Source organism: Mesorhizobium sp. PAMC28654, assembly GCF_020616515.1.
In the GTDB taxonomy this organism is placed as follows: domain Bacteria; phylum Pseudomonadota; class Alphaproteobacteria; order Rhizobiales; family Rhizobiaceae; genus Mesorhizobium.
In genome coordinates this window covers 2441538-2464173 of sequence record NZ_CP085135.1, presented here as the reverse complement: position 1 = coordinate 2464173, position 22636 = coordinate 2441538, and the positions used below count along the sequence as shown (strand labels likewise).

The window sequence follows — 22636 nt, the reverse complement described above, 5'->3', positions numbered from 1 at the left end:
CATATGAATTCCGCGGACCATGAACCGCCGGCGATGAGAGGATCATCGCGACGCGACGGGAGCAGACGGTCCGTGTTCGGAAAGTGATGCCCACACAGCTTTCCAGGAGAAGAGGAGCATGACCATGCGCACGTTCACACCAAGGATCATAGCAATCGCATCGCTTCTGGCGGTGGTGCCACTATCGAGTGCCTACGCCGTGCACCGCCATAGGGTCGAACCGCAGGCGATTTCGGTTGAGGGAAGGGCGATCCTGAACCAGTTGGATGGTGTAAAGCAGGGAATTGTCGAGGCAAGAGATGCGAAGGCAATCACGCCAGAGCAGGAGCATGAACTGATGGTACAGGCCGACAGCATCCATCGCTCGACCATGGGAAATGGCGAATATCGGGATTTGCTCGGCCAGGTTGAGGATCTGGATCAGCAGTTGCGGCTCGATACCGGCGGTGGCTTCTACATAGGCGACGGCTCCGATGGCGGCTACTATCCGAACGGCTGACGCAGGCCGGTTATGATCGCACGGCGCCCTCCGGCGAATTGTCGGGGGCGCCGGTTTTTGAGTAACTGTATACGTCAATGGCGTTGACCAGGCCGTGCTGGATGCTGCCGATGTCGGCTCAGCGTTAGGTCATCCATACGGCCATAGATGCAACTGATTGCCTCTTGGCTCCCGGCCTGCCACATATTGCAACATCAGATGTGGCGCAGGACCGTAATGTCTTCCATCAGCCTTCCACCGCCGCGCGCGCTAGCCCCGCGCCGCCACGGCGAAATCCTGAAGCGCCTTGGCGCTCAGGGCTCCGTCAGCATCGCCGAACTGGCGGACTTCTTCGATGTCTCGCGCGAAACCATACGCCGCGACCTGAAGCTGCTGTCCGACCGAGGACAACTCGGCATCGTGCATGGCGGCGCTGCTCGCTTCGAGCCGAGTGAACCGGCGATGAGCCTGCGCAGCCAGGAGAATGCCAAAGGCAAGGCCGCCATCGGAAAAATGGCTGCCGGTCTGGTCAAGGACGGAATGGTGGTTTTCCTCGATTCCGGCACCACCACCCTGGCTGTCGCGCAGGCCATGGGGGAACTGCGCAATCTCACAATCTGTACGGCCAGCCTCAAGATCGCGATCCAAATGTGCCACATGCCTGGCATGCGCGTGCATATGCTGGGCGGCGAAATCGATCCGGGCGAGGAAGCAGCGTCTGGCATCGATATGCTGGAGGCAATGTCGCGTTTTCGCGTCGACATCGCCTTCCTCGGCGGCGGAGCGCTCTCACCCGACGGCGAGGTGACTGATTTCACCCGTGCCGGCGCCGAACAGCGCGGACGGATGATCGCACTCGCCGGCAACGCGTATTTTGTGCTCGACAGTAGCAAGTTTGGAAAGCTGACGCCGCTCAGGATTCCGAATTTCGGACGCGCCGCTGGTGTGATTGTCGATACGGCTCCCGAGCCCGCGATCGTGGAAGCGCTGGCGCGAAAAGGGCCAAAGTTGATAGCGGTCGCGATGTGATTTTTTGTGGCATTTTGTGTTGATATTTGGAATTGGCCTGCTATGATCCTCCCGGTGTCAAAACGGCAGGACGTCCCATGGCAAACCAATTCCCAACACAAGCACGCGTCGTCATTGTTGGCGGCGGCATCATCGGCTGCTCTGTCGCCTATCACCTGACAAAGCTCGGTTGGACCGACGTGGTGCTGCTTGAGCAGGGGCAACTGAGCGGCGGCACCACCTGGCATGCCGCGGGCCTCGTCGGGCAGTTGCGCAGCCATTCCAACATGACCAGCCTGATCAAATACTCCACGCAGCTCTATGGCGAACTGGAGGCCGAGACGGGTCTTGCCACCGGCTGGAAGAATTGCGGCTCGCTGTCGGTGGCGCGTACGGCCGACCGGATGACGGTGCTCAAGCGCACGGCCGCGTCAGCGCGTGCCCAGGGCGTCGAGATCGACGTCATTACGCCCAAGGAGGCAGCCGACCTCTGGCCGGTAATGGCAACGGACGATCTGGTTGGCGCCGTCTGGCTGCCGGGCGACGGCAAGGCCAATCCGACCGACCTCACGCAATCGCTGGCCAAGGGCGCGCGCAATCGCGGCGCGAAAATCTTCGAGCGGGTCAAGGTCACCGGCATCAGCGTCAAGAACGGCGTCGCCTGCGGCGTCGAGACGGACCGTGGCGACATCGCCGCCGAGATCGTCGTCAACTGCGCGGGCCAATGGGCGCGCAAGGTCGGGCTGATGTGCGGCGTCTCGGTGCCGCTGCACTCGGCCGAGCACATGTACATCGTCACCGGCAGGATCGAGGGCGTGCATCCTGACCTGCCGGTCATGCGCGACCCCGACGGTTTCATCTACTTCAAGGAAGAGGTCGGCGGCCTTGTCATGGGCGGCTTCGAGCCGCACGCCAAGCCATGGGGCATGAACGGCATCCCGGAGAATTTCGAGTTCGCGCTGCTGCCGGATGATTGGGACCAGTTCGAGATCCTGATGGAAAACGCGCTTGTCCGCGTGCCGCAACTGGCACAGGCAGAGGTCAAGAAATTCTACAACGGACCCGAGAGCTTCACGCCGGACAACAACTTCATCCTCGGCGAGGCGCCGGAGCTGAAAAACTTCTATGTCGGCGCAGGCTTCAATTCGATGGGCATCGCCAGCGCCGGCGGCGCGGGCAGGGCGCTGGCCGAATGGATCGTCAACAGCGCGCCGACCATGGATCTGTGGCCGGTCGACATCCGCCGCTTCGCCTCGTTCAACAACAATCCGCGCTGGCTGCATGACCGGGTCAAGGAGACACTAGGCCTGCACTACGCCATGCCGTGGCCGAACCGCGAACTGGATACGGCTCGACCTTTCCGCCGCTCGCCTCTCTACGACCGCCTCGCCGCCAAGGGCGCCTGCTTCGGCTCGAAGATGGGCTGGGAGCGTGCCAACTGGTTCGCGGCACCGGGAGAGAAGGCCGAGAACGATTATGCCTTCGGCCGCCAGAACTGGCACGAGGCGGTCCGCCGCGAAATGAAGGCGACGCGTGAAGCCGTCGCCATCTTCGACCAGACCTCCTTCGCCAAGCTTCTCGTCCAGGGCCGCGATGCCTGTGCCGTGCTCAACCGGATCTGCGCCGGTAACGTCGATGCGCCCATAGGAACGTCTGTTTACACGGGCGTGCTCAACGCGCGCGGTGGCTACGAAAGCGATCTCACCGTGATGCGGCTTGGCGCCGAGAAATTCCTCATCGTCACCGGCTCCACGCAAGCAGTTCACGATGCCGACTGGATCACCAAGAATATTCCATCCGATGCCCATGCCATCCTGACCGATGTCACATCGTCCTACGCGGTGCTGGCCCTGATGGGACCACGTTCGCGCGATCTGCTTGGCAAACTGTCCTCGGCGGATCTATCCAACGCGGGCTTCCCCTTCGGCACCATCCGCGAGATCGATATCGGCTACGCCACCGCCTACGCCAACCGCATGACCTATGTAGGCGAACTCGGTTGGGAATTGATCGTGCCCACTGAATTCGCCGTCGGTGTCTATGAGGCGCTGCATGAGGCGGGCCGCGAATTCGGCCTGACCGATGCCGGCTACTACGCGCTCGATGCCCTACGCATCGAAAAGGGTTTTCGCGCCTGGGGCCGCGAACTGACCCCGGACATCAACCCCTGGCAGGCTGGCCTTGGCTTTGCCGTCGCCTTGGACAAGCCGGGCGGCTTTATCGGTCACGACGCGTTGGTCGAGGCAAAGCCGTCGGCAGCACCGGCAAAGCGCGTCGTGCTGTTCACGCTCGATGATGCCGAACCGATGCTGTGGGGCGGCGAGTTGATCCTGCGCGACGGCAAGCCGGTGGGTGAAGTCCGCTCGGCTGCCTACGGCCACACGCTTGGCCGCTCGGTGGCGCTCGGGCTGATCGAGAATGAAGCCGGCGTCGATGCGCCGTTTCTCAGTGGCGGCCATTTCGAGATCGACCTCGCTGGCATTCGCCATGGAGCTACGGCGCATTTGCGCAGCCCCTACGATCCGAAGTCGGAGCGGGTGAAAGCGGATGTGGTGGAAGTTCGCGCTGCCGTCTAATCCGCTGACATCGATCTTGCCATGTCGAGAAAGGCGCGCACGAGTTTGCCGCCGCTACGTTCGCGCAGGCAGATCAGCGCTTCGTCCATCAAGGTTTCGGGAGCGTCGATGGTGATCGGCACCAGCCGCGAATCCTGGCCGAACTCGGCCGCCGAGACAAAGCCGATGCCGGCGCCTGACGCGACGATCTCGCGGACGGCTTCGCGGCCCTCGGCTTCGATCGAAGGCCGGAGTTCGATCTTCGAAGCCGCGGCGAGGTCTTCGAGCTTCTGGCGCGTCTTTGAGCCGCGCTCGCGCATCACCAGCGATTCCTGCGCGAGTTGCTTGAGCGTCAGCGATTTCGCCCCTGACAGCGGGTGATCGACGGAGGTGAAAGCGATGATCGGGGTGGAGTTGAGCTTCAGCACTTCGAAATCGCGCCCGGTCGGCACCTCGCCCAGAACGCCGATGTCGGCGTCATAGCTGTAGAGGCTGCTGATCACCGTCTCGGTGTTGCCAGCGCGTACCGAAACCTGGACGCCGGGATAGCGGGCCCGGAAGCTGCCGAGGATGTGAAGCAGATGATGCGCCGCGTCGGCGACGATACGCAGCGTGCCGGAGCGCAGCGCGCGCGACTCCGTCAGAAGCTCGAGCGCCTGCTGTTCGGTATCGAACATGCGATGGGTTATCTCGAGCAGCTTCTGGCCCGAATGAGTCAGCGTGACCTGCTTCTTGTTTCGGTTGAACAGTAGGACGTCATACTCTTCCTCGAGCTTGCGCACCTGGTCCGATATGGCCGGCTGGGTCAGGAAAAGGGCTTCGGCGGCCCGCGAAAAACCGCCGGAAATTGCCACTTGATGAAAGGCCCGCAACTGAACGTAGCGCATCTTCTGTGCCTTCGAGATCCCGAAATCACCGGCAGATTAGCATAAGATTAGCTAACTAAAAGATAGAAATGAACGATTTGACTTATGTTTGGGTGACCATCAGCCTGAACGTTGGTCGACATCCCCTGCCGGCCGTTGGAGGCACGGCCATGCAATTTTCCATCATCCTGCTGCATCTGGCGGGTGCCGTCATGTTGCTGCTCTGGGCCGTGCGCATGGTGCGCACCGGTGTGGAGCGAGCCTGTGGCCCCGCATTACGTGACGCGCTCAGACAAGCCCGGGGCGCTCGGGTCAGGTCGGCAGGCGTCGGCACGGTGCTAGCCGTGCTGCTGCAGAGTTCCACCGCCGTCGCCATCCTGGCGGCCGGCTTTGCCGCCAGTGGCATGGTTTCGGTGTCCGCTGGGCTGGCGATCCTGCTTGGCGCCGATCTCGGCTCCGCCCTGGTCGTGCAGGTGCTGTCATTCGACCTCAGTTGGCTGGTACCAGCGCCGATTCTTGTCGGCGGCGCGATGTTCCTGAAGTTCGAAGCGCGCGGCATCAAACAGGGCGGACGTATCCTGATGGGCATCGCATTCGTTCTGTTGTCGTTGCACATGATCGGCGAGGCGACCGCGCCGATGCGACAGAGCACATTGCTGCCGCTTGTGATTTCCTATTTGCGCACCGACTACTTCACCGCCTTCGCGGCCGCTGCCCTGTTCACATGGCTGATCCACTCCAGCGTCGCGGCGATCCTGTTGTTCGTCACGCTTGCCGCACAGGGCGTCTTGCCCGTCGAAGTCGGTTTGTTCTTCCTTCTTGGCGCCAATTGCGGCGGCGCGCTGATCGCGGTATGGCTGACGCGCGGCGAGGCCGTCGAGGCGCGTCGTGTCCCGCTCGGCAATCTGATCTTTCGTGGCATGGCAGCACTCGCTGCCTTGTTTGCACTTCAGGCCGTGGCGTTTCCCACGGATGTGTTCGGCGCAACCGAAGGCCGGCAACTGGTCAATTTGCACCTCGCCTTCAATCTGGCGTTGGTCGTCTGCTGCCTGCCCTTCACCGGCTTGATGGAAAAGCTGGTCACCTGGCTCATCGCCGACAGGCCGGCGGCAAAGGCGGGGGAGGGTACGGACCTCATGTCGCGCCGCACCAGCGCCCTCGACCGCACCGTCATGCGCACGCCCGGTCTGGCACTGGCCAGCGCAACCCGTGAGTTGCTGCGCATGGGCGAAGTCGTCGAAATCATGCTGCGTCCGGTGATGGATTTCATCGACGCCGGCACCACCGATCAGATCCGCCAGGCGCAGAAGCTCGATGACGAGGTCAACCGCGCCCACACCGAGATCAAACTCTACATTGCCGAGGTCAATCGCGGCAGCATGTCCGCGGCCGAGGCCCAGCGCGGCATCGAGCTCACCGATTTCGCCATCAATCTCGAACGCGCCGGCGATATCGTCGCCAAGAACCTGCTAGTCCTCACCGGGGAATTGCGCGACAAGAATCTGCGCTTTTCACGCGACGGCTGGACCGAACTCGCCGGGCTTCACAACGGTGTCATGGCCAACATGCAGCTTGCGCTCAACGTGCTGGTATCGAGTGATCTCGATTCGGCGCGGCAACTCGTCGTCGAGAAGGAGCGGATGCGCAAACTGGAACGCATGAGTCATGACCGTCACCTCAAGCGTCTGCAATCAGGAATGCCGCAGAGTATCGATACCAGCGACATCCATCTGGAGGCGGTCAGGGCGCTAAAGGAAATCAACTCGTTGATGGCCTCGGTCGCCTATCCGCTGCTGACGCAAAGCGGTGATCTGCTTGAGAGCCGGCTGGCTCGAGGCGGTGCGGGCGTGGGCGTGGTGGTTGCCTCACCAGCCTGACAGGTATGCGCCTCTACCATCGTTTGAATCGATACTTCGATACAAAATAACGATTTTACAAATATGTCATTCAAGCCAAGAATAAGGCCATACCGAAAAAGCAGCGATCTGTCGGAGGACACCATGCTCGCCGAGACGAAATTTGCCGGAGCAAAGCCACTGGACAAGCCGGCGCTGGGCGAGCCCTATCTGCTGACCCCGGGTCCACTCACCACGGCCTATTCCGTCAAGCAGGCCATGCTGCGCGATTGGGGGTCGTGGGATGGCGATTTCCGCGCCATGACCGCCGACATGCGCCGTCGGCTGCTGGCTCTGACCGGTGACGCGAATGGCGAATTCGACTGCGTGCCGATGCAAGGCAGCGGCTCCTTCTGCGTCGAGGCGATGCTGGGCTCGTTCGTGCCGAAGGACGGCAAGGTTCTGGTCCTGGCCAACGGCGCCTATGGCCTGCGCGCCGCGCAGACCATGCAGTATCTCGGACGCGCCTACACGCTGATCGACAAGGGCGATTACTTGCCGCCACGCGGCGACGAGGTGGCGGCGGCCCTTGAGGCGGACCATGCCATCACGCATGTCATCGCCATCCATTGCGAGACCAGCTCCGGCATCCTCAACCCGGTCGCCGAGATCGCCGAAGCCGTCCATGCCAAGGGCCGCAAACTGCTGGTCGATTCGATGAGCGCCTTCGGCGCCGTCGCGCTCGACGTCAACGAGATACGCTACGAGGCAATGGTCTCGTCCGCCAACAAATGCATCGAGGGCGTGCCCGGCTTCGGCTTCATCATCGCCCGCAAGAGTGAACTCGAGGCCGCCAAGGGCCGCAGCCATTCGCTGTCGCTCGACGTCCATGCGCAATGGGCGCACATGAACAAGACCGGCCAGTGGCGCTATACGCCACCGACCCATGTCGTCGCCGCCTTCCTCGAAGCGCTGCGCCAGCATGAGGCCGAGGGCGGCGTCGCCGGCCGCGGCGCCCGCTATACCCGCAACCGCGACGTGGTGGTGGCCGGCATGCGCGAACTCGGCTTCGAGACGCTGCTCAAGGACCGTTGGCTTTCGCCGATCATCGTCACCTTCTTCAACCCGGCCCATGCCAACTTCGCGTTCGACCGCTTCTACGACCTGATGAAGGACAAGGGCTTCATCATCTATCCGGGCAAACTGACCGCCGTCGATAGTTTCCGCGTCGGCTGCATCGGCCAGATGGACGAACATGTCATGCGCCGTGTCGTCGAGGCGGCGGCCCAATCACTGAAGGAAATGGGCGTTGACACCGCCGCTCCACCCGCCGCGGCAATCGCCGAGCGTGCCAAACTCGCCGCCTGAAGCGGCAGATTTCGAGGATTTTCGATGAACCAGATGTCTCCCATCAATGTCGCCGTCAACGGCCGCACCTACGCCTGGCCACGTGTGCCGGCCATCGCCATCTGCCTTGATGGCTGCGAGCCGGCCTATCTCGACGAGGCGATCAAGGCCGGGCTGATGCCGGCCCTGGTCAGGATCAAGGAGAAGGGCACTGTGCGCTTTGCGCACTCGGTTATCCCGAGCTTCACCAACCCCAACAACCTGTCGATTGCCACCGGCCGCCCGCCGTCAGTGCACGGCATCTGCGGCAACTATCTCTACGAGCGCGAAACCGGCAAGGAAGTGATGATGAACGATCCGCGCTTCCTGCGCGCGCCGACCATCTTCCAGGCTTTCTACGATGCCGGCGCCAAGGTCGCGGTGGTAACCGCCAAGGACAAGCTGCGCGCGCTGCTCGGCAAGGGCCTTGCCTTCGACGAAGGCCGCGCGCTGTGCTTCTCGGCGGAGAAGTCGGACACCACAACCAAGGCCGAGCACGGCATCGACAACGCCTCGAAGCATTTCGGCCTGCCGGTGCCGGAGGTCTATTCGGCCGAATTGTCGGAATTCGTCTTCGCCGCCGGCGTCCAACTGCTGAAGGAGTTCCACCCTGACATCATGTACTTGACGACCACCGATTATGTGCAGCACAAATATGCGCCCGGTGTGCCGCAGGCCAACGCCTTCTACGAAATGTTCGACAAGTACCTGACCGAGCTCGATGCGCTGGGCGCGGCGATCGTCGTCACCGCCGACCATGGCATGAAGCCCAAGCACAAGGCGGACGGTTCGCCCGCCGTGGTCTACGTTCAGGACCTCTTGGACGAATGGCTGGGCAAGGATGCCGCCCGCGTCATCCTGCCGATCACCGACCCCTATGTCGTGCACCACGGCGCGCTCGGCTCCTTCGCCACCGCCTATCTGCCGGCGGGCGCGGATCAGGCCGGCATCATGGCGCGGCTGGCCGGGATTGACGGCATCATGCTGGTCGTCGACAGCCCGACGGCCTGCGAGCGCTTCGAACTGCCGGCCGACCGCATCGGCGACATCGTGCTGATCTCGACCGAGAACATGACGATCGGCACCAGCGAACACCGCCACGATCTCGCCGCACTTAACGAGCCGCTGCGCTCGCATGGTGGACTGACCGAGCAGGAGGTGCCGTTCATAGTCAATCGCGTGCTGCCGGACCTGCCAAACGAACCGACCCTGCGCAACTTCGACGCCTTCTACTACGCCACGATGGCGGCGGCGCTGGCGGGCTGAGTGATTTGGATCGCCAACTGAGTCGCCTCTTGACGGCGGTTGGTCGACCCCCACTCCGGCCCTTCGGGCTTCCTCTCCCCCGATCGACGGGGGAGAGGAAGCGCGCTGAACTCGCCAGCCTTGGCTCTATTCCTCTCCCTCCGGAGGGGGAGAGGTGGCGCCGCGAAGCGGCGACGGAGTGGGGAAGCCATAGCTGAGATGCGATGGCCTCGCCGACAAAAGATCAATGTGCTTTCTGAGCACTGGGAACACTGAAATGACCAAGCTCGATACCTCGATCAAAGTCCGCCACGAGCCGATGCGCATAGCTGGTCGCAAGGTCGACGCCGATGATGTCGTCCCGGTCCATTACCCTTACACGAATGCAGTTATCGGCACGGTTCCGGCCGGCCGCGCCGAGCATGCCCGGCAAGCCTTCGAAATCGCTGCCGGCTACAAATCCAAGCTCACCCGCTACGAGCGCCAGCAGATCCTGTTTCGCACGGAAGCGCTGGCGTCGCGCCGGGAAGAAATATCCGATCTCATCACGCTTGAACTCGGCATCTCCAAGACGGACTCGCTCTATGAAGTCGGCCGCGCCTATGACGTGTTCACGCTGTCAGCGCAGATGTGCATCCAGGATGACGGCCAGATCTTCTCGTGCGATCTCACCCCGCACGGCAAGGCGCGCAAGATCTTCACCACCCGCGAGCCGCTGAAGGCGATCTCGGCGATCACCCCATTCAACCATCCGCTCAACATGGTTTCGCACAAGGTGGCGCCGGCAATCGCCACCAACAATTGCGTGGTGGTCAAGCCAACGGAGCTGACGCCGATGACGGCGCTGCTGCTGGCCGACATCCTCTACGAAGCCGGCCTGCCGCCGGAAATGCTGTCGGTGGTGACCGGCTGGCCGGCCGATGTCGGCAACGAGATGATCACCAACGAGAACATCGATCTCATTACCTTTACCGGTGGCGTGCCGGTCGGCAAGATGATCGCCCGCACCGCCGGCTACAGGCGCCAGGTGCTGGAACTCGGCGGCAACGACCCACTGATCGTTCTCAACGATCTCTCCGACGATGATCTGGCGAAGGCCGCCGATCTCGCCGTCGCGGGTGCCACGAAGAATTCCGGCCAGCGCTGCACGGCGGTCAAGCGGATCCTCGTCCAGGAAAGCGTCGCCGACCGTTTCGTGCCGATGGTGCTGGAGCGGGCCAAGAAAATCCGCTTCGGCGATCCGATGGACCGCTCGACCGACCTTGGCACCGTCGTGCATGAGAAGGCTGCGGCGCTGTTCGAAGCCCGTGTCCATATGGCCGCCGAACAAGGCGCGGAGATCCTCTACAATCCGGGCCGCCAGGGTGCGCTGCTGCCACCGATCGTCGTCGATCGCGTGCCGCACACATCCGAACTGGTGATGGAGGAAACCTTCGGGCCGATCATCCCGATCGTGCGTGCGCCTGACGATGACGAGGCGCTGATCGCTCTGTCCAATTCGACTGCCTTCGGCCTGTCGTCGGGCGTCTGCACCAATGATTTCCGCCGCATGCAGAGATACATTTCTGGCCTTCAGGTCGGCACGGTCAACATCTGGGAAGTGCCGGGCTACCGCATCGAGATGTCGCCCTTCGGTGGCATCAAGGACTCGGGCAATGGCTACAAGGAAGGCGTCATCGAAGCGATGAAGAGCTATACCAATGTGAAGACATTTTCGCTGCCCTGGTCCTGACCGGACCACATCAACTGGCAGAACAACCGAGGGGGCGTTCCACGCTCCCTCATTCGCGTTTCGGAGACGGTAATGGCTGCAATAAAAGAGCTTGTGCATACCGAGGGCGATTCCAACACCACGGCGGCACGCGGCCGCTGGGATGCCGGCCAGGACGATCCTCGCATTCGCGGCCTGCTTGATCGAGATGCGGCCGCGTTCATGCACCAGAGCCTGTCCAGCCCCTGTCTTTCGACGATCGCCAAGGCCGAGGGCATCTGGATCGAGGACACCGCCGGACGCCGCTTCATGGATTTCCATGGCAACAGCGTACATCACCTCGGATACGGCCATCCAAGGCTGGTGGCCGCGATCAAGGCGCAGCTCGACGAGCTCTGCTTTGCACCGCGCCGCTTCACCTGCGAGCCCGCCGTCGAACTGGCCGAGAAACTGGCAGCACTTGCGCCCGGCGATCTCGGCAAGGTGCTGTTCACCACCGGTGGTTCGGACGCGATCGAAGTTGCCCTGAAGATCGCGCGTGCCGCGACCGGCCGTTTCAAGACGGTATCGTTCTGGGATGCCTTTCACGGCGCCGGCTTCGGCGCCGCCAGCGTCGGCGGCGAAGCGACCTTCCGCTCGCATATCGCCGGCCCGATGATGACCGGCACCGAACATGTCGCGCCGTGGGACGGCTATCGCTGCCCCTATGGCCACGACTCCCTTGAAGCATCGGGCATCGCCTGCGCCAACATGATCGCCTATGTGCTCGGCCGAGAACAGGATGTGGCGGCGGTCGTGGCCGAGCCCATGCGGGCGACGCCCAACCCGCCGCCGCCCGGTTTCTGGAAGCGGGTGCGCGAGGCCTGCGACCGGCACGGCACGCTGTTGATCTTCGACGAGATCCCGACCGGCCTCGGCAAGACCGGCAAGTTCTTCGCCCATGAGCATGATGGCGTGACGCCCGATATCGTCGTGCTCGGCAAGTCGCTGGGCGGCGGCATCTTGCCGATCGCCGCCGTCATCGCGCGCCGCGATCTCGACGTCACCGGCGGCTTCGCCATCGGCCACTACACCCACGAAAAGAACCCGGTGACGACACGCGCGGCACTGACGACGATCGACATCATCCTGGAAGAAGGGCTGGTCGAGCGCGCCGCCGAACTCGGTCGGCATATGCTGGGCCGCATGCAGGATCTGATGGCGCGTTCGCCTCATGTCGGCGACGTCAGGGGCAGGGGGCTGATGGTCGGCGTCGAACTCGTCGAGGATCGCGCCACGCGCCAGCCGGCACGCGACCTCGCCGAACGTGTCTTCTACGCGTGCTTGGAGCAGGGGCTGAGCTTCAAGGTCAGCCAGGGCAACGTGCTGACGCTGTCGCCACCGCTGGTCATTTCGAAAACGGATCTTGACCGTGCACTCGACATAGTCGAGCGCGCTGTGCTGGCGGCCTGATCATGAAGGCCGTGCGCACCGACAGGGAGCTCGAATGCCCAGGCATCGATGCGGGCTTGCGCGCACGCGGCGTCGAACTGGTGACGTTGCCGGACGGCATTCCTGAAGCGCATCTCATCAGCGCGGTCGCTGACGCCGATCTGCTGCTGATGTGTTACACGCCGATCACCGCAAGAGTGATCGAAGCAGCGCCCAAATTGAAGGGCATCGTTAAATATGGCGTCGGCATCGACGCTATAGACATCCCTGCAGCGATGCGGCGCGGCGTTCCCGTCGTCAATGTGCCTGAATATGCCGAGGAAACTGTAGCCGAGGGCGCCTTCGCGCTGATGATCGCACTCGCCAAGCGGCTGCCGGCGATCACGGCGGCGGTGTCGCGCGATGGCTGGGTCTGGCCCGAGCAGCGCTGGCTGGGGCGCGATATTTCCGGCGCCACGCTAGGGCTGGTCGGCTGTGGCAAGATCGGCCGCAGCATGGCGCGCATGGCCGGGCAGGGGTTTCGCGCGCGCATTCTCGGCTTCGATCCCGGTGTCGATGCCGCAACGATGCACGCTGCCGGCATCGAGAAGGTCGACGACCTCCAGGCCATGCTGTGCGCCTGCGACTTCGTTTCCCTCCATTGCGTGCTCAACGAAAAAACGCGCGGCCTGATCGGCAAGGCCGAACTCGCATGAAACCTTCGGCCATCATCGTCAACGTATCGCGCGGCGCGCTGATCGACGAGGCCGCCCTTGTCGAAGCTCTCGTTGACGGGCGTATTGGAGGCGCCGGGCTCGACGTCTATTCGGTTGAGCCGCTGGCCAAGTCAGGCCATCCGATGAGCGCGTTGTTCGGCCGTGACAACGTCATCCTGTTTCCGCATCTCACCTTCTTCACGCAGGAGGCGATGCGCCGGCTGGAAGACGATACGCTGGCGCGCTGCTTCGAGATCCTCGAAGGCCGGCCGGTAACGGTCCGTTCGTTAGATCCGCGATTGCGAGCGCAGACGACGGGCGTGACATTCGCCTGACCCCCACCATCCCCGCAGTCAATCGCCGTCTTCCGCGACGCTGGAATTGTGCCCAGGACAGGGATGCGACAGTTCCGTGACAAATATCAGAAGAAGTTTGGCTGTCATAAAATAAATAGATTTTACTTATCGATCGCCAGTCCCCAGAGTTGTCACAACGACGACATCCAACCGGCGCAACGTGGGCCAGCAGATCCACCGCCGATCGTCTTAGTGCATCGCAGAATGTGCCTTCAATCAAAGGGGAACTGAACCATGAAATCACGAAATACAGCTATCCTGGTGGCCTTTGCCGCCGCTCTCTCCGCCTCGTCGGCTCTTGTCGGGCCGGCGCTCGCCGACGGTGTCGTCACCATCTATGCCGCCGACGGCCTGCATGACGGCAACGGCAGCTGGTTCGAGACCGAATTCGCCGCCTTCACCAAGGCCACCGGCGTCAAGGTGCAGTATATCGAGGCAGGCTCGGGCGGTGTCGTCGAGCGCGTCGCCAAGGAGAAATCGAACCCGCAGGCCGACGTGCTGGTCACCTTGCCGCCTTTCGTGCAGCGTGCAGCGGCGGACGGCCTTCTGCAGGACTACAAGCCGGAAGCCGCGGCCCAGATCGACGGCGGCACCGACAAGTACCGGCCGCTGGTCAACAACTACATGAATTTCATCTACAACAGCGCCGTGCTTTCCGAGGCACCGAAGAGCTACACCGATCTGCTCGACCCGAAGTTCAAGGGCAAGATCCAGTATTCGACCCCCGGCCAGGCCGGCGACGGCACCGCTGTCATGCTGCAGGTGATCCATGCCTTTGGTGGTGAAGATGCCGGCTTCGGTTTCATGAAGAAGCTGCAGGACAACAATGTCGGCCCGTCCGCCTCGACCGGCAAGCTGACCGCGCTGGTCAACAAGGGCGAACTCCATGTCGCCAATGGCGATCTGCAGATGAACATGTCGCAGATGGCCGCCAATCCCAACATCAAGGTGTTCTGGCCGGCGGGGCCGGACGGCGTGCGGTCCACCTTCGCGCTGCCCTATGAGATCGGTCTGGTGACCGGAGCCCCCAACAGTGACAACGGCAAGAAGCTGATCGACTTCCTGCTTTCCAAGGAAGCCCAATCGACGGTAAGCTCCGTTGCCCTCGGCATGCCCGCCCGCAAGGACGTGACGCCGACCGACGCGAATTACGCCAAGCTGCAGGATGCATTGAAAGGCGTGACGGTATGGTCTCCGGACTGGAACGACGCACTGAGCAAGCTTCCCGACTACGTCAAGAAGTGGAACGAAGCGACCGGAAGTTGATCCGCAAGGGAAATCCGGAGGACCATGCCATGTCGGCCGCCGCCTTCACAGGTACCAGTGTCGTGGACATCGACGCCGCGAAAGTTCGCGGCGCCGGCTCCAACGTCCACTTCGACAAGGTCAGCGTCGCCTATGGTGCGCATGTCGTCCTGCACCCGCTGACCCTGGACATTGCTCCGGGCGAGATCCTGGCGATGATCGGTCCGTCCGGCTCCGGCAAGACGACCGCCTTGCGGGCAGTGGCCGGCTTCGTGCGGCCGGCGAGCGGGCGGATACGCATCGGCGGGACCGACGTGACCGACCTGCCGCCTTATGAGCGTGGGCTCGGCATGGTGGTGCAGAACTACGCGCTGTTTCCCCACATGCGGGTCGAGGACAACGTCGCCTTCGGCCTTAGAGCGCAAGGCGCCGACAAGGCGCTGATCGCCGAGCGGATCAAGGATGCGCTCGCCACCGTCGGCATGTCGGCCTATGCCAGTCGCTATCCCCGCGAGCTTTCGGGCGGCCAGCAGCAGCGTGTCGCCATTGCAAGGGCTCTCGCGGTACGGCCGCGCGTGCTCCTGCTTGACGAGCCTCTTTCGGCGCTCGACGCGCAGATTCGCCGCAACATGGTCGAGGAAATTGCCCGTCTGCATCGCAACCTGCCGGGCCTAACCATCCTCTATGTCACCCACGATCAGACGGAGGCGCTGACGCTCGCCGACAAAATCGCCATCATGCGGGACGGCAGAGTCTGTTCGCATGGGCCAACGGCCGAACTCTACCAGCGTCCGCCCAACCGTTTCACCGCCGAATTTCTCGGTCGGGCCAATCTTCTGCCGGTGACCGTTTCCGAAGCCGCTGGGTTGAAGGGTTTTGCCACGGCCAGGTATGGCGATGCGGTGCTCACTGGTGCCGGCCGCAACGAGAAGGCCGGCGACAAGAGCCTGCTGTGCATTCGTCCCCAGCACCTCAGCCTGACGGCCGACAGCGAGCATACCAACCGCATCGTCGGCACGTTGAAGGAAGTGCACTGGCAGGGCGAACTCACCCATCTCGTGCTCGACGTCGACGGCACGCCGGTGCGTGCCTCGGCGACGAGGCTGCCGATCGCCTTGCCAGAGGCGGGTGCCAAGGTCCCGCTCTTCTTTGCGCCCGCCGACACATCGCTTGTTCCGGAAGACGCCGGTGTCTGAGGCCGTTGTCATCGCCGCGCCGGGCGTCAGGAGAGAACCCGGCAAATTCTGGATCGTGCCGCCTGCGGCCCTGCTGGCGCTGCTGTTCTTCTACCCGCTGGCGCTTATTGCCCGGCAAGCCTTTCTTGACGACAGCGGCGTTGCTAATTTCGCGGAGGTTGTCAGTGTCCTCCATTCGCGCTTCTTCCTCAATGCGCTGATCAACACGGTGACGATCTCCATAGCCGCGACTGCCGGATGCCTGATCGTCGGCCTCGTGCTGGCGCTGATCCTGGCTTTCGTGCCGTTCCCTGGCAGTGGCTTCATCGCCCGGCTGATCGACACTTTCATCGCGCTGCCGACCTTCCTGGTCACGCTTGCCTTCACCTTCCTCTACGGCTCGGCCGGCATGCTCAATGCTGGTCTGATGGAAACCTTTTCGCTGCCGCTGCCCCCAGTCGATTTCCTCTACTCGGCTTGGGGCGTGATCCTGGCCGAGGTCACCGTCTACACGCCCTTCATCCTGCGGCCGCTGCTCGCCTCCTTTTCGCTGGTCGATCGCGGCCAGATCGAGGCGGCAAGCGTGCTCGGCGCGCGCCCGTTCCGCATTGTCCGACAAGTCATCATGCCGGCGGCGATCCCCGCGCTCATTGCCGGCGGCAGCCTGTGCCTGCTTTTGACGGTCAATGAATTCGGCATCGTGCTGTTCATCGGCGCCAAGGGCGTCATCACGCTGCCGCTGCTGATCTACAGCAAGGCGATCCAGGAATCGGCCTACCAGGTCGCCTGCATCATCGCCGTGATCAACGTCGCGCTGTCGCTGGGCCTGTTCGGGCTCTATCGCTTCGCCGCCGGCCGGTTGGGAGCCTAGCCATGCTGGTCTGGTCGCGGCCCGGTCGCATTGTCCTGTGGGTGCTCTTCGCGCTGCTGTTCGGCGTGCTGTTCCTGGCGCCGCTTGCCGTCATCCTGCTGTCCAGTCTTGCCGACCAATGGAACGGTGTGTTGCCGAGCGGCCTGACGACCGAGCACTATAGCGATGTCATCAGCGGCGCCGCCGGCGACTCGGTGAAGGCAAGCCTGGTCACCGGCTTCCTGGCCAGCGCGCTGGCGCTGGTCAGCGGCACCTGGGCGGCGCTGTCGCTTCGTCTTCAGGGTCCCTCTCTCAAGCGATTGCTCGGCCTGCTGTTCTTCATTCCCAGCGCCGTGCCTTCGGTGTCCGTCGGCCTTGGCCTGCTGGTTGCCTTCAGCCATCCGCCCCTGCTGCTCAACGGCACGGTGGCGATCGTCCTGATCGCGCATTTCGTGCTCATCTCGGCCTTCACCTTCGGCAATGTCTCGGCGGGTCTGGCACGGCTTTCGCCCGACTTCGAGCAGGTTGCGTCAAGCCTCGGAGCGCGGCCGGGATACCGGCTCTGGCATGTCACCCTGCCTCTGCTCGCGCCCTATCTGGTCGCTGCCTTCGGCCTGAGCTTCGCGCTCTCCATGGGCGAACTCGGCGCCACCGTGATGGTCTATCCGCCGGGCTGGGTGACGCTGCCGGTGTCGATCTTCTCTCTTACTGATCGCGGCGACATCTTTGCCGGAGCGGCACTGACCATGATCCTGGTGGTGGCGACCCTGGTCCTGCTGCTCGGGCTCGAACGCATCACCGCGCGCGCGACCGGCACGTAAACACAAGCCGTTCGCGAGCCTCGGACCGAAGCAGCCGGTTACCGGGGGTGGCGCTGCGCGGGGTCGTAGAAGAATGTCTCCTGCGCGACGAATTCTCCTTCCCACCGCTGATAGGCCAATTCCTCCATATGCGTGGCGGTCCCGTCCTTCCATTCGAAATGGAACACCCAGCGGATCACCACATGGTCGCCATTGACGAACACCGGTCGCACGCATCGGGATTCCATTGTCTTGACCCTGGCCATCACCTTGTGTTCGTTCGCGACATGCGCATCCCGCCCCACGCGAGGCGGAGCCTGGTTTTCCTGCATCGTCGAACCTGCCGTGTAGAACTGTTCGACGGCTTCGATGTGGGCATTGCGCTCGACGCAGGCGATGAATCTTTCGAGGGTTTCGGCGCTGGGCATGTCTGACCTCTAGGGGGTGGATCGATCGAGCCCGCGCGCCTCTTGCTGTCGGTCCGGCACACGGTCTGCTTGGGCATATAGGGCTGTCCAACGGCTGAAGAAGACATCCACGGAAATCACATCTTGGTCCAGCGCCGGTCCGCTCGGTCGCGGCGGCGCAAAATCATTTGTCGGCAATGCTCTCCCGCTTGACTCCTGCCGCCGCGCCTATAAAACATATCATATGAATAGTATGAAGAATAAGAAATCCTTCAGCACGGCGCGAACATCGCGCGTCGCGGTCGCCGTTTCCAGCGGCTCGACGGCACTGCATGCGACAGTTGTCGAGCAGATCGGATTGCGCATCGTGCAAGGCGATTTCCTGCCCGGCGAAGCGCTGCCCAACGCGGACGATTCCAGTGAAATGCTGGGGGTTAGCCGCACCGTGCTGCGCGAGGCGATCAAGGTTCTGGCGGGCAAGGGGCTCGTCGAGTCGCGGCCGAAGACCGGCACACGGGTGCGTCCCCGCGCCGACTGGAATTTCCTCGATCCTGACGTCTTGTCCTGGCGCTACGCGGCAGGCGTCAGCGATGAGGATGTCAGGGCGCTGTTCGAGTTGCGCCGTGCCATCGAACCCATGTCGGCAGCGCTCGCGGCCCAGCGCGCGACGCCTGCGCAAATTGCCGAGATCAATGCCGCGCTGGCCGAAATGGAAGCTTTCAGCGACGACGGCGACCGCTTCGCCAAGCCCGACTTGGTGTTCCACCAGACCATTTTGCGCATGACCGGGAACGAACTGATCGGCTCGCTGGCGGCACTCGTCGAAACCGCCCTGGTGATGAGCTTTCGCCTCTCCAACGACAATCCGGAGGGGCAGCGCCATTCGCTGCCGCTGCACCGGGAGGTGGCCGAGAAGATCGCCGCCGGTGACGGTCCGGGTGCGCAGAAGGCGCTGCTCGTGCTGATCGACAATGCCGAGGAAGACGTGCGCCGCAGCGTCGACAATCGCAATAAGCGCCGCAAGGATCGGGAACAGCAATCGTGACGGAAGAAAAGCGCAAGTTGCGTTCAGCGGCATGGTTTGGCGGCGAGGGCAAGAATGCCTTCATGCACCGCAGCTGGATGAAGAACCAGGGCATTCCCGGCGACGAGTTCGACGGCCGTCCGGTGATCGGCATCTGCAATACCTGGTCGGAATTGACCCCTTGCAACGCCCATCTGCGTGGGCTGGCCGAACACGTCAAGCGCGGCGTCTACGAGGCGGGTGGCCTGCCGCTCGAGTTTCCGGTGATGTCACTGGGCGAAAGCAACATGCGCCCGACCGCCATGCTGTTTCGCAACCTCGCCAGCATGGACGTGGAAGAATCCATCCGCGCCAATCCGATCGATGGCGTCATTCTGCTGGCCGGATGTGACAAGACCACGCCCGCACTTTTGATGGGGGCTGCGTCCTGCAATCTGCCGACCATCACCGTCTCGGGCGGTCCGATGCTCAACGGCAAGTTCCGCGGCCAGGATATCGGCTCGGGAACCCATGTCTGGAAATTCGCCGAAGAGGTGAAGGCGGGCCGCATGCCGGTCGCGGACTTCCTCGCGGCCGAGCAGGGCCAGAGCCGATCGGCGGGCAGTTGCATGACCATGGGCACGGCTTCGACGATGGCCAGCATGGTCGAGGCGCTCGGCATCGGCATGCCCGACAATGCGGCCATCCCGGCAGTGGATTCCCGTCGTGGCGTGCTGGCTCATCTGGCCGGTCGCCGCATCGTCGATCTCGTCCACAAGGACGTGACCATTTCGCAGATCCTCACCAAGGCGGCCTTCGAAAATGCCATTCGCGTCAATGGCGCGATCGGCGGCTCGACCAATGCGGTGCTGCATCTGATCGCCATTGCGCGCCGGGTCGGGGTCGATCTGAGCCTTGATGACTGGGATCGCCTCGGACGTGGCGTGCCGACGATCGTCGATCTGATGCCATCCGGTCGGTTCCTGATGGAAGATTTCTACTACGCCGGGGGGCTGGCCGCGGTCATGGCGTCGCTTGATGGGGCGGGGCTTCTTCAACGCGACGTCATGACCGTCACCGGCAAGACTATCGGCGAGCTGGTCGACGGCGCTCCCAACTACAATCATGAGGTGATCCGCCCGCTAGAGAATCCGCTGACCGAGGAGGGCGGGATATCGATCCTGCGCGGCAACCTCGCACCCAACGGGGCGGTCATAAAACCATCCGCGGCCACGGCTGAGTTGATGCAGCATCGCGGCAAGGCCGTCGTGTTCGAGAACATCGAGCACTATTACGCCCGCATCGACGATCCCGACCTGGATATCGACGCGTCTTCGGTGATGGTGCTGAAGAATTGCGGGCCGCGCGGTTATCCCGGCATGGCCGAGGTCGGCAACATGCCGCTGCCGGCCAAGCTGCTCAAGCAGGGCGTCTCCGACATGGTGCGCATCTCCGATGCGCGCATGAGCGGCACCGCCTATGGCACCGTGGTTCTGCACGTCGCTCCCGAAGCGGCGGCAGGCGGTGTGCTGGCACTGGTGCGCGATGGCGATCTCATCGAATTGGATGTCGCCGGCCGTCGGCTGGAGCTTCTGGTTTCGGACGAGGAACTCGCGATCCGACGCCGCGACTGGGCGCCGCCGACGCCACCTGTGGGCGGCTACCAGAGCCTCTACGTCGAGCGCGTCCTGCAGGCCGATGCAGGCTGTGATTTCGACTTTCTCGTGGGCCGCCGCGATGCCGGCATCCCCCGGCATTCCCACTAGACGGACGCGCCATGACTGACGAAGCCAAAAGCTACGCAATCTACCCCAGCCTCAAGGGCCGCAGCGTCTTCATAACCGGCGGTGGCAGCGGCATCGGCGAAAGCCTGGTGCGCCACTTCTGCGCCCAAGGGAGCCGCGTTGCCTTCGTCGACCTGGCCGAGGAGCCTTCAAGGCGGGTCGTCGACGCGATCGCGGCGGAGGGCCACGCAGCACCGCTGTTCATCCCGTGCGACCTGCGCAACATCGAGGCCTTGCAGGCGGCCGCCACGCAGGCGATGCAGCACAATGGTCCGATCCAGGTCCTCTGCAACAATGCGGGCAGCGATGATCGTCATCAGACCAAGGATGTGACCGTCGCCTATTGGGACGATCGCATGGCGGTCAACCTTCGCCACCAGTTCTTTGCCGCGCAAGCCGTGCGCCCGCAGATGAGCGCACAGGGCGGCGGCTCGATCATCAATTTCGGCTCCATCACCTGGATGGTCGGCGATCCGGATTGCCCGGCCTATGTCACCGCGAAGGCCGCTGTCTACGGCATGACGCGGGCGCTTGCCCGCGAGCTCGGGCAGGAGCGCATCCGCGTCAACTGCATGGTGCCGGGCTGGGTCATGACCGAGCGCCAGATGCGCCTGTGGCTGACTCCGGCCGGAGAGCGCCAGATCGAGGAAAGGCAGTGCCTGCCCGACCGGCTGCAGTCTTCGGATATCGCGCGTATGGCGCTGTTCCTCGCCGCCGACGACAGCCGCATGTGCACCAGCCAGCAGTTCATCGTCGACGGGGGCTGGGTGTGACCCGGACAGCCCTGAAGGAGGAAGGGAATTTCATGCGTCTTGTTCAATTCAAAATGCCCGATGGAAGCCGGCGCGTCGGCCGTGTTTCCGAATATGGCGACCATCTACACCCGCTCGAGGGAACGAACACCGTCCTGGAACTGGCGGAAGCCGCAATCGCCCGAGGCGTCTCCATCGAGACGCTTGTCGAGGAGCGCACGACTGCCGAGCAGATCGATTATGACAAGCTTTTGAGCGAAGGCCGTGTGCTGGCCCCCGTCGATCACGCCGAGCCGGCGCGATTCCTCGTCACCGGCACGGGCCTGACCCACACGGGAAGTGCGGCCGCGCGCAACCAGATGCATGTGCTGACCCATGGCGAGGGTGCAACGGAATCTGATTCCCTCAAGATTTTCCGCATGGGGCTGGAGGGCGGCAAGCCCGGCACCGGCAAGATCGGCATCCAGCCCGAGTGGTTCTTCAAGGGCGTCGGCACCTGCGTCGTGCCCCCCGGCGCGCCGCTGCCGATGCCGGCATTCGCGAAGGCCGGGGCCGAGGAAGCCGAGATCGTCGGGCTCTATCTCAACGGGCCGGACGGCCATCCCTATCGCATCGGCTACGCGCTCGGAAACGAATATTCCGACCATGTGACGGAGGGCGAAAACTATCTCTATCTCGCTCATTCCAAGCTTCGGTCCTGCTCGATCGGCCCGGAACTGCTGATCGGCGAGCTGCCGAACGAAGTGCGTGGCCATTCCCGCATCACGCGTAATGGCGCCGTCATCTGGGAACAGGAGTTCCTGTCGGGCGAGGCGCACATGTCGCATTCGATCGCCAATCTCGAACACTACCATTTCCGCTACCCGATGCATCGCCGTCCGGGCGACCTGCACGCCTACTTCTTCGGCGCGGCGGTGATGAGCTACGCCTCCGGCGTCCAGACGGCTCCCGGCGACGAGTATGAAATCCAGGCACAGGAATTCGGCAAGCCACTGCGCAACCGGATGGAGTCGGTGCCGGACGAGGGGCTGGTCACCGTCACCCAGCTGTGACG

The 22636-nt window shown here is 63.3% G+C and carries 18 protein-coding genes and 1 pseudogene; 17 read left to right on the top strand and 2 right to left on the bottom strand.

All coding sequences use genetic code 11. The features are described from left to right. The first annotated feature begins 118 nt into the window (after nucleotides 1-118). From LGH82_RS12370 to LGH82_RS12360, 3 genes are all read left to right on the top strand, one after another. Nucleotides 119-499: a hypothetical protein gene (locus LGH82_RS12370; RefSeq protein ID WP_227348744.1), complete on the top strand. Its 381-nt coding sequence runs from the start codon at nucleotides 119-121 to the stop codon at nucleotides 497-499. 198 nt (nucleotides 500-697) lie between these two features. Further along, nucleotides 698-1507 (top strand): DeoR/GlpR family DNA-binding transcription regulator, encoded by an 810-nt coding sequence (locus tag LGH82_RS12365; protein ID WP_413771445.1) that lies wholly within the window; start codon nucleotides 698-700, stop codon nucleotides 1505-1507. A 77-nt stretch (nucleotides 1508-1584) separates the two neighbouring features. Next, complete coding sequence (locus tag LGH82_RS12360; RefSeq protein ID WP_227348742.1) at nucleotides 1585-4062, top strand: GcvT family protein; 2478 nt, start codon at nucleotides 1585-1587, stop codon at nucleotides 4060-4062. Here LGH82_RS12360 and LGH82_RS12355 read toward each other — a convergent pair. Further along, on the bottom strand, nucleotides 4059-4928 hold the full coding sequence (locus LGH82_RS12355; RefSeq protein ID WP_227348741.1) for a LysR substrate-binding domain-containing protein: 870 nt from the start codon (nucleotides 4926-4928) through the stop codon (nucleotides 4059-4061). The genes LGH82_RS12360 and LGH82_RS12355 overlap by 4 nt on opposite strands. Before the next feature lie 149 nt (nucleotides 4929-5077). Between LGH82_RS12355 and LGH82_RS12350 the strand changes: the two genes are divergently transcribed. From LGH82_RS12350 to LGH82_RS12305, 10 genes and pseudogenes are all read left to right on the top strand, one after another. Then, nucleotides 5078-6784, top strand: a complete 1707-nt coding sequence (locus LGH82_RS12350) for a Na/Pi cotransporter family protein (RefSeq protein WP_227348740.1) — start codon at nucleotides 5078-5080, stop codon at nucleotides 6782-6784. A gap of 123 nt (nucleotides 6785-6907) precedes the next feature. Next, nucleotides 6908-8110: a 2-aminoethylphosphonate--pyruvate transaminase gene (locus LGH82_RS12345; protein WP_227348739.1), complete on the top strand. Its 1203-nt coding sequence runs from the start codon at nucleotides 6908-6910 to the stop codon at nucleotides 8108-8110. 24 nt (nucleotides 8111-8134) lie between these two features. Beyond that, a complete protein-coding gene (gene phnA, locus LGH82_RS12340) occupies nucleotides 8135-9394 on the top strand; it encodes a phosphonoacetate hydrolase (protein WP_227348738.1) in 1260 nt (419 codons plus the stop codon). 256 nt (nucleotides 9395-9650) lie between these two features. Further along, nucleotides 9651-11105 carry a phosphonoacetaldehyde dehydrogenase gene (phnY, locus tag LGH82_RS12335; RefSeq protein ID WP_227348737.1) on the top strand — a complete coding sequence of 485 codons (1455 nt, stop codon included), beginning with the start codon at nucleotides 9651-9653 and terminating at the stop codon, nucleotides 11103-11105. Between the two features lie 72 nt (nucleotides 11106-11177). Further along, entirely contained in the window at nucleotides 11178-12536 is a 1359-nt protein-coding gene (locus LGH82_RS12330; RefSeq protein WP_227348736.1) for an aspartate aminotransferase family protein, read from the top strand. Nucleotides 12537-12538: 2 nt separating this feature from the next. After that, a pseudogene (locus tag LGH82_RS12325) lies at nucleotides 12539-13545 on the top strand (2-hydroxyacid dehydrogenase). 255 nt (nucleotides 13546-13800) lie between these two features. Further along, nucleotides 13801-14832, top strand: a complete 1032-nt coding sequence (locus LGH82_RS12320) for a 2-aminoethylphosphonate ABC transporter substrate-binding protein (RefSeq protein ID WP_227348735.1) — start codon at nucleotides 13801-13803, stop codon at nucleotides 14830-14832. 29 nt (nucleotides 14833-14861) lie between these two features. Further along, nucleotides 14862-16007: an ABC transporter ATP-binding protein gene (locus LGH82_RS12315; protein WP_227348734.1), complete on the top strand. Its 1146-nt coding sequence runs from the start codon at nucleotides 14862-14864 to the stop codon at nucleotides 16005-16007. Then, nucleotides 16000-16857, top strand: coding sequence for a 2-aminoethylphosphonate ABC transporter permease subunit (locus LGH82_RS12310; RefSeq protein ID WP_227348733.1), 858 nt, complete (start codon nucleotides 16000-16002; stop codon nucleotides 16855-16857). Before LGH82_RS12315 ends, LGH82_RS12310 begins: the two co-directional genes overlap by 8 nt. Nucleotides 16858-16859: 2 nt before the next feature. Next, nucleotides 16860-17657 carry an ABC transporter permease subunit gene (locus LGH82_RS12305; RefSeq protein ID WP_227348732.1) on the top strand — a complete coding sequence of 266 codons (798 nt, stop codon included), beginning with the start codon at nucleotides 16860-16862 and terminating at the stop codon, nucleotides 17655-17657. Nucleotides 17658-17695: 38 nt separating this feature from the next. Here the strand turns inward: LGH82_RS12305 and LGH82_RS12300 are convergent, their stop codons facing one another. After that, nucleotides 17696-18064, bottom strand: a complete 369-nt coding sequence (locus tag LGH82_RS12300; RefSeq protein ID WP_227348731.1) for a nuclear transport factor 2 family protein — start codon at nucleotides 18062-18064, stop codon at nucleotides 17696-17698. Between the two features lie 223 nt (nucleotides 18065-18287). Here LGH82_RS12300 and LGH82_RS12295 point away from each other — a divergent pair, with 223 nt between their 5' ends. From LGH82_RS12295 to araD1, 4 genes are read left to right on the top strand one after another with little or no spacing between them, the layout of a single operon-like run. Next, nucleotides 18288-19088, top strand: coding sequence for a FadR/GntR family transcriptional regulator (locus tag LGH82_RS12295; protein WP_227349563.1), 801 nt, complete (start codon nucleotides 18288-18290; stop codon nucleotides 19086-19088). Then, nucleotides 19085-20812, top strand: a complete 1728-nt coding sequence (locus tag LGH82_RS12290; RefSeq protein WP_227348730.1) for an IlvD/Edd family dehydratase — start codon at nucleotides 19085-19087, stop codon at nucleotides 20810-20812. The genes LGH82_RS12295 and LGH82_RS12290 overlap by 4 nt, the downstream gene beginning before the upstream one ends. An 11-nt stretch (nucleotides 20813-20823) precedes the next feature. Then, nucleotides 20824-21603 carry an SDR family NAD(P)-dependent oxidoreductase gene (locus LGH82_RS12285; protein ID WP_227348729.1) on the top strand — a complete coding sequence of 260 codons (780 nt, stop codon included), beginning with the start codon at nucleotides 20824-20826 and terminating at the stop codon, nucleotides 21601-21603. A 32-nt stretch (nucleotides 21604-21635) separates the two neighbouring features. Then, nucleotides 21636-22634, top strand: a complete 999-nt coding sequence (gene araD1 / locus LGH82_RS12280; RefSeq protein ID WP_227348728.1) for an AraD1 family protein — start codon at nucleotides 21636-21638, stop codon at nucleotides 22632-22634. Nucleotides 22635-22636 lie beyond the last annotated feature (2 nt).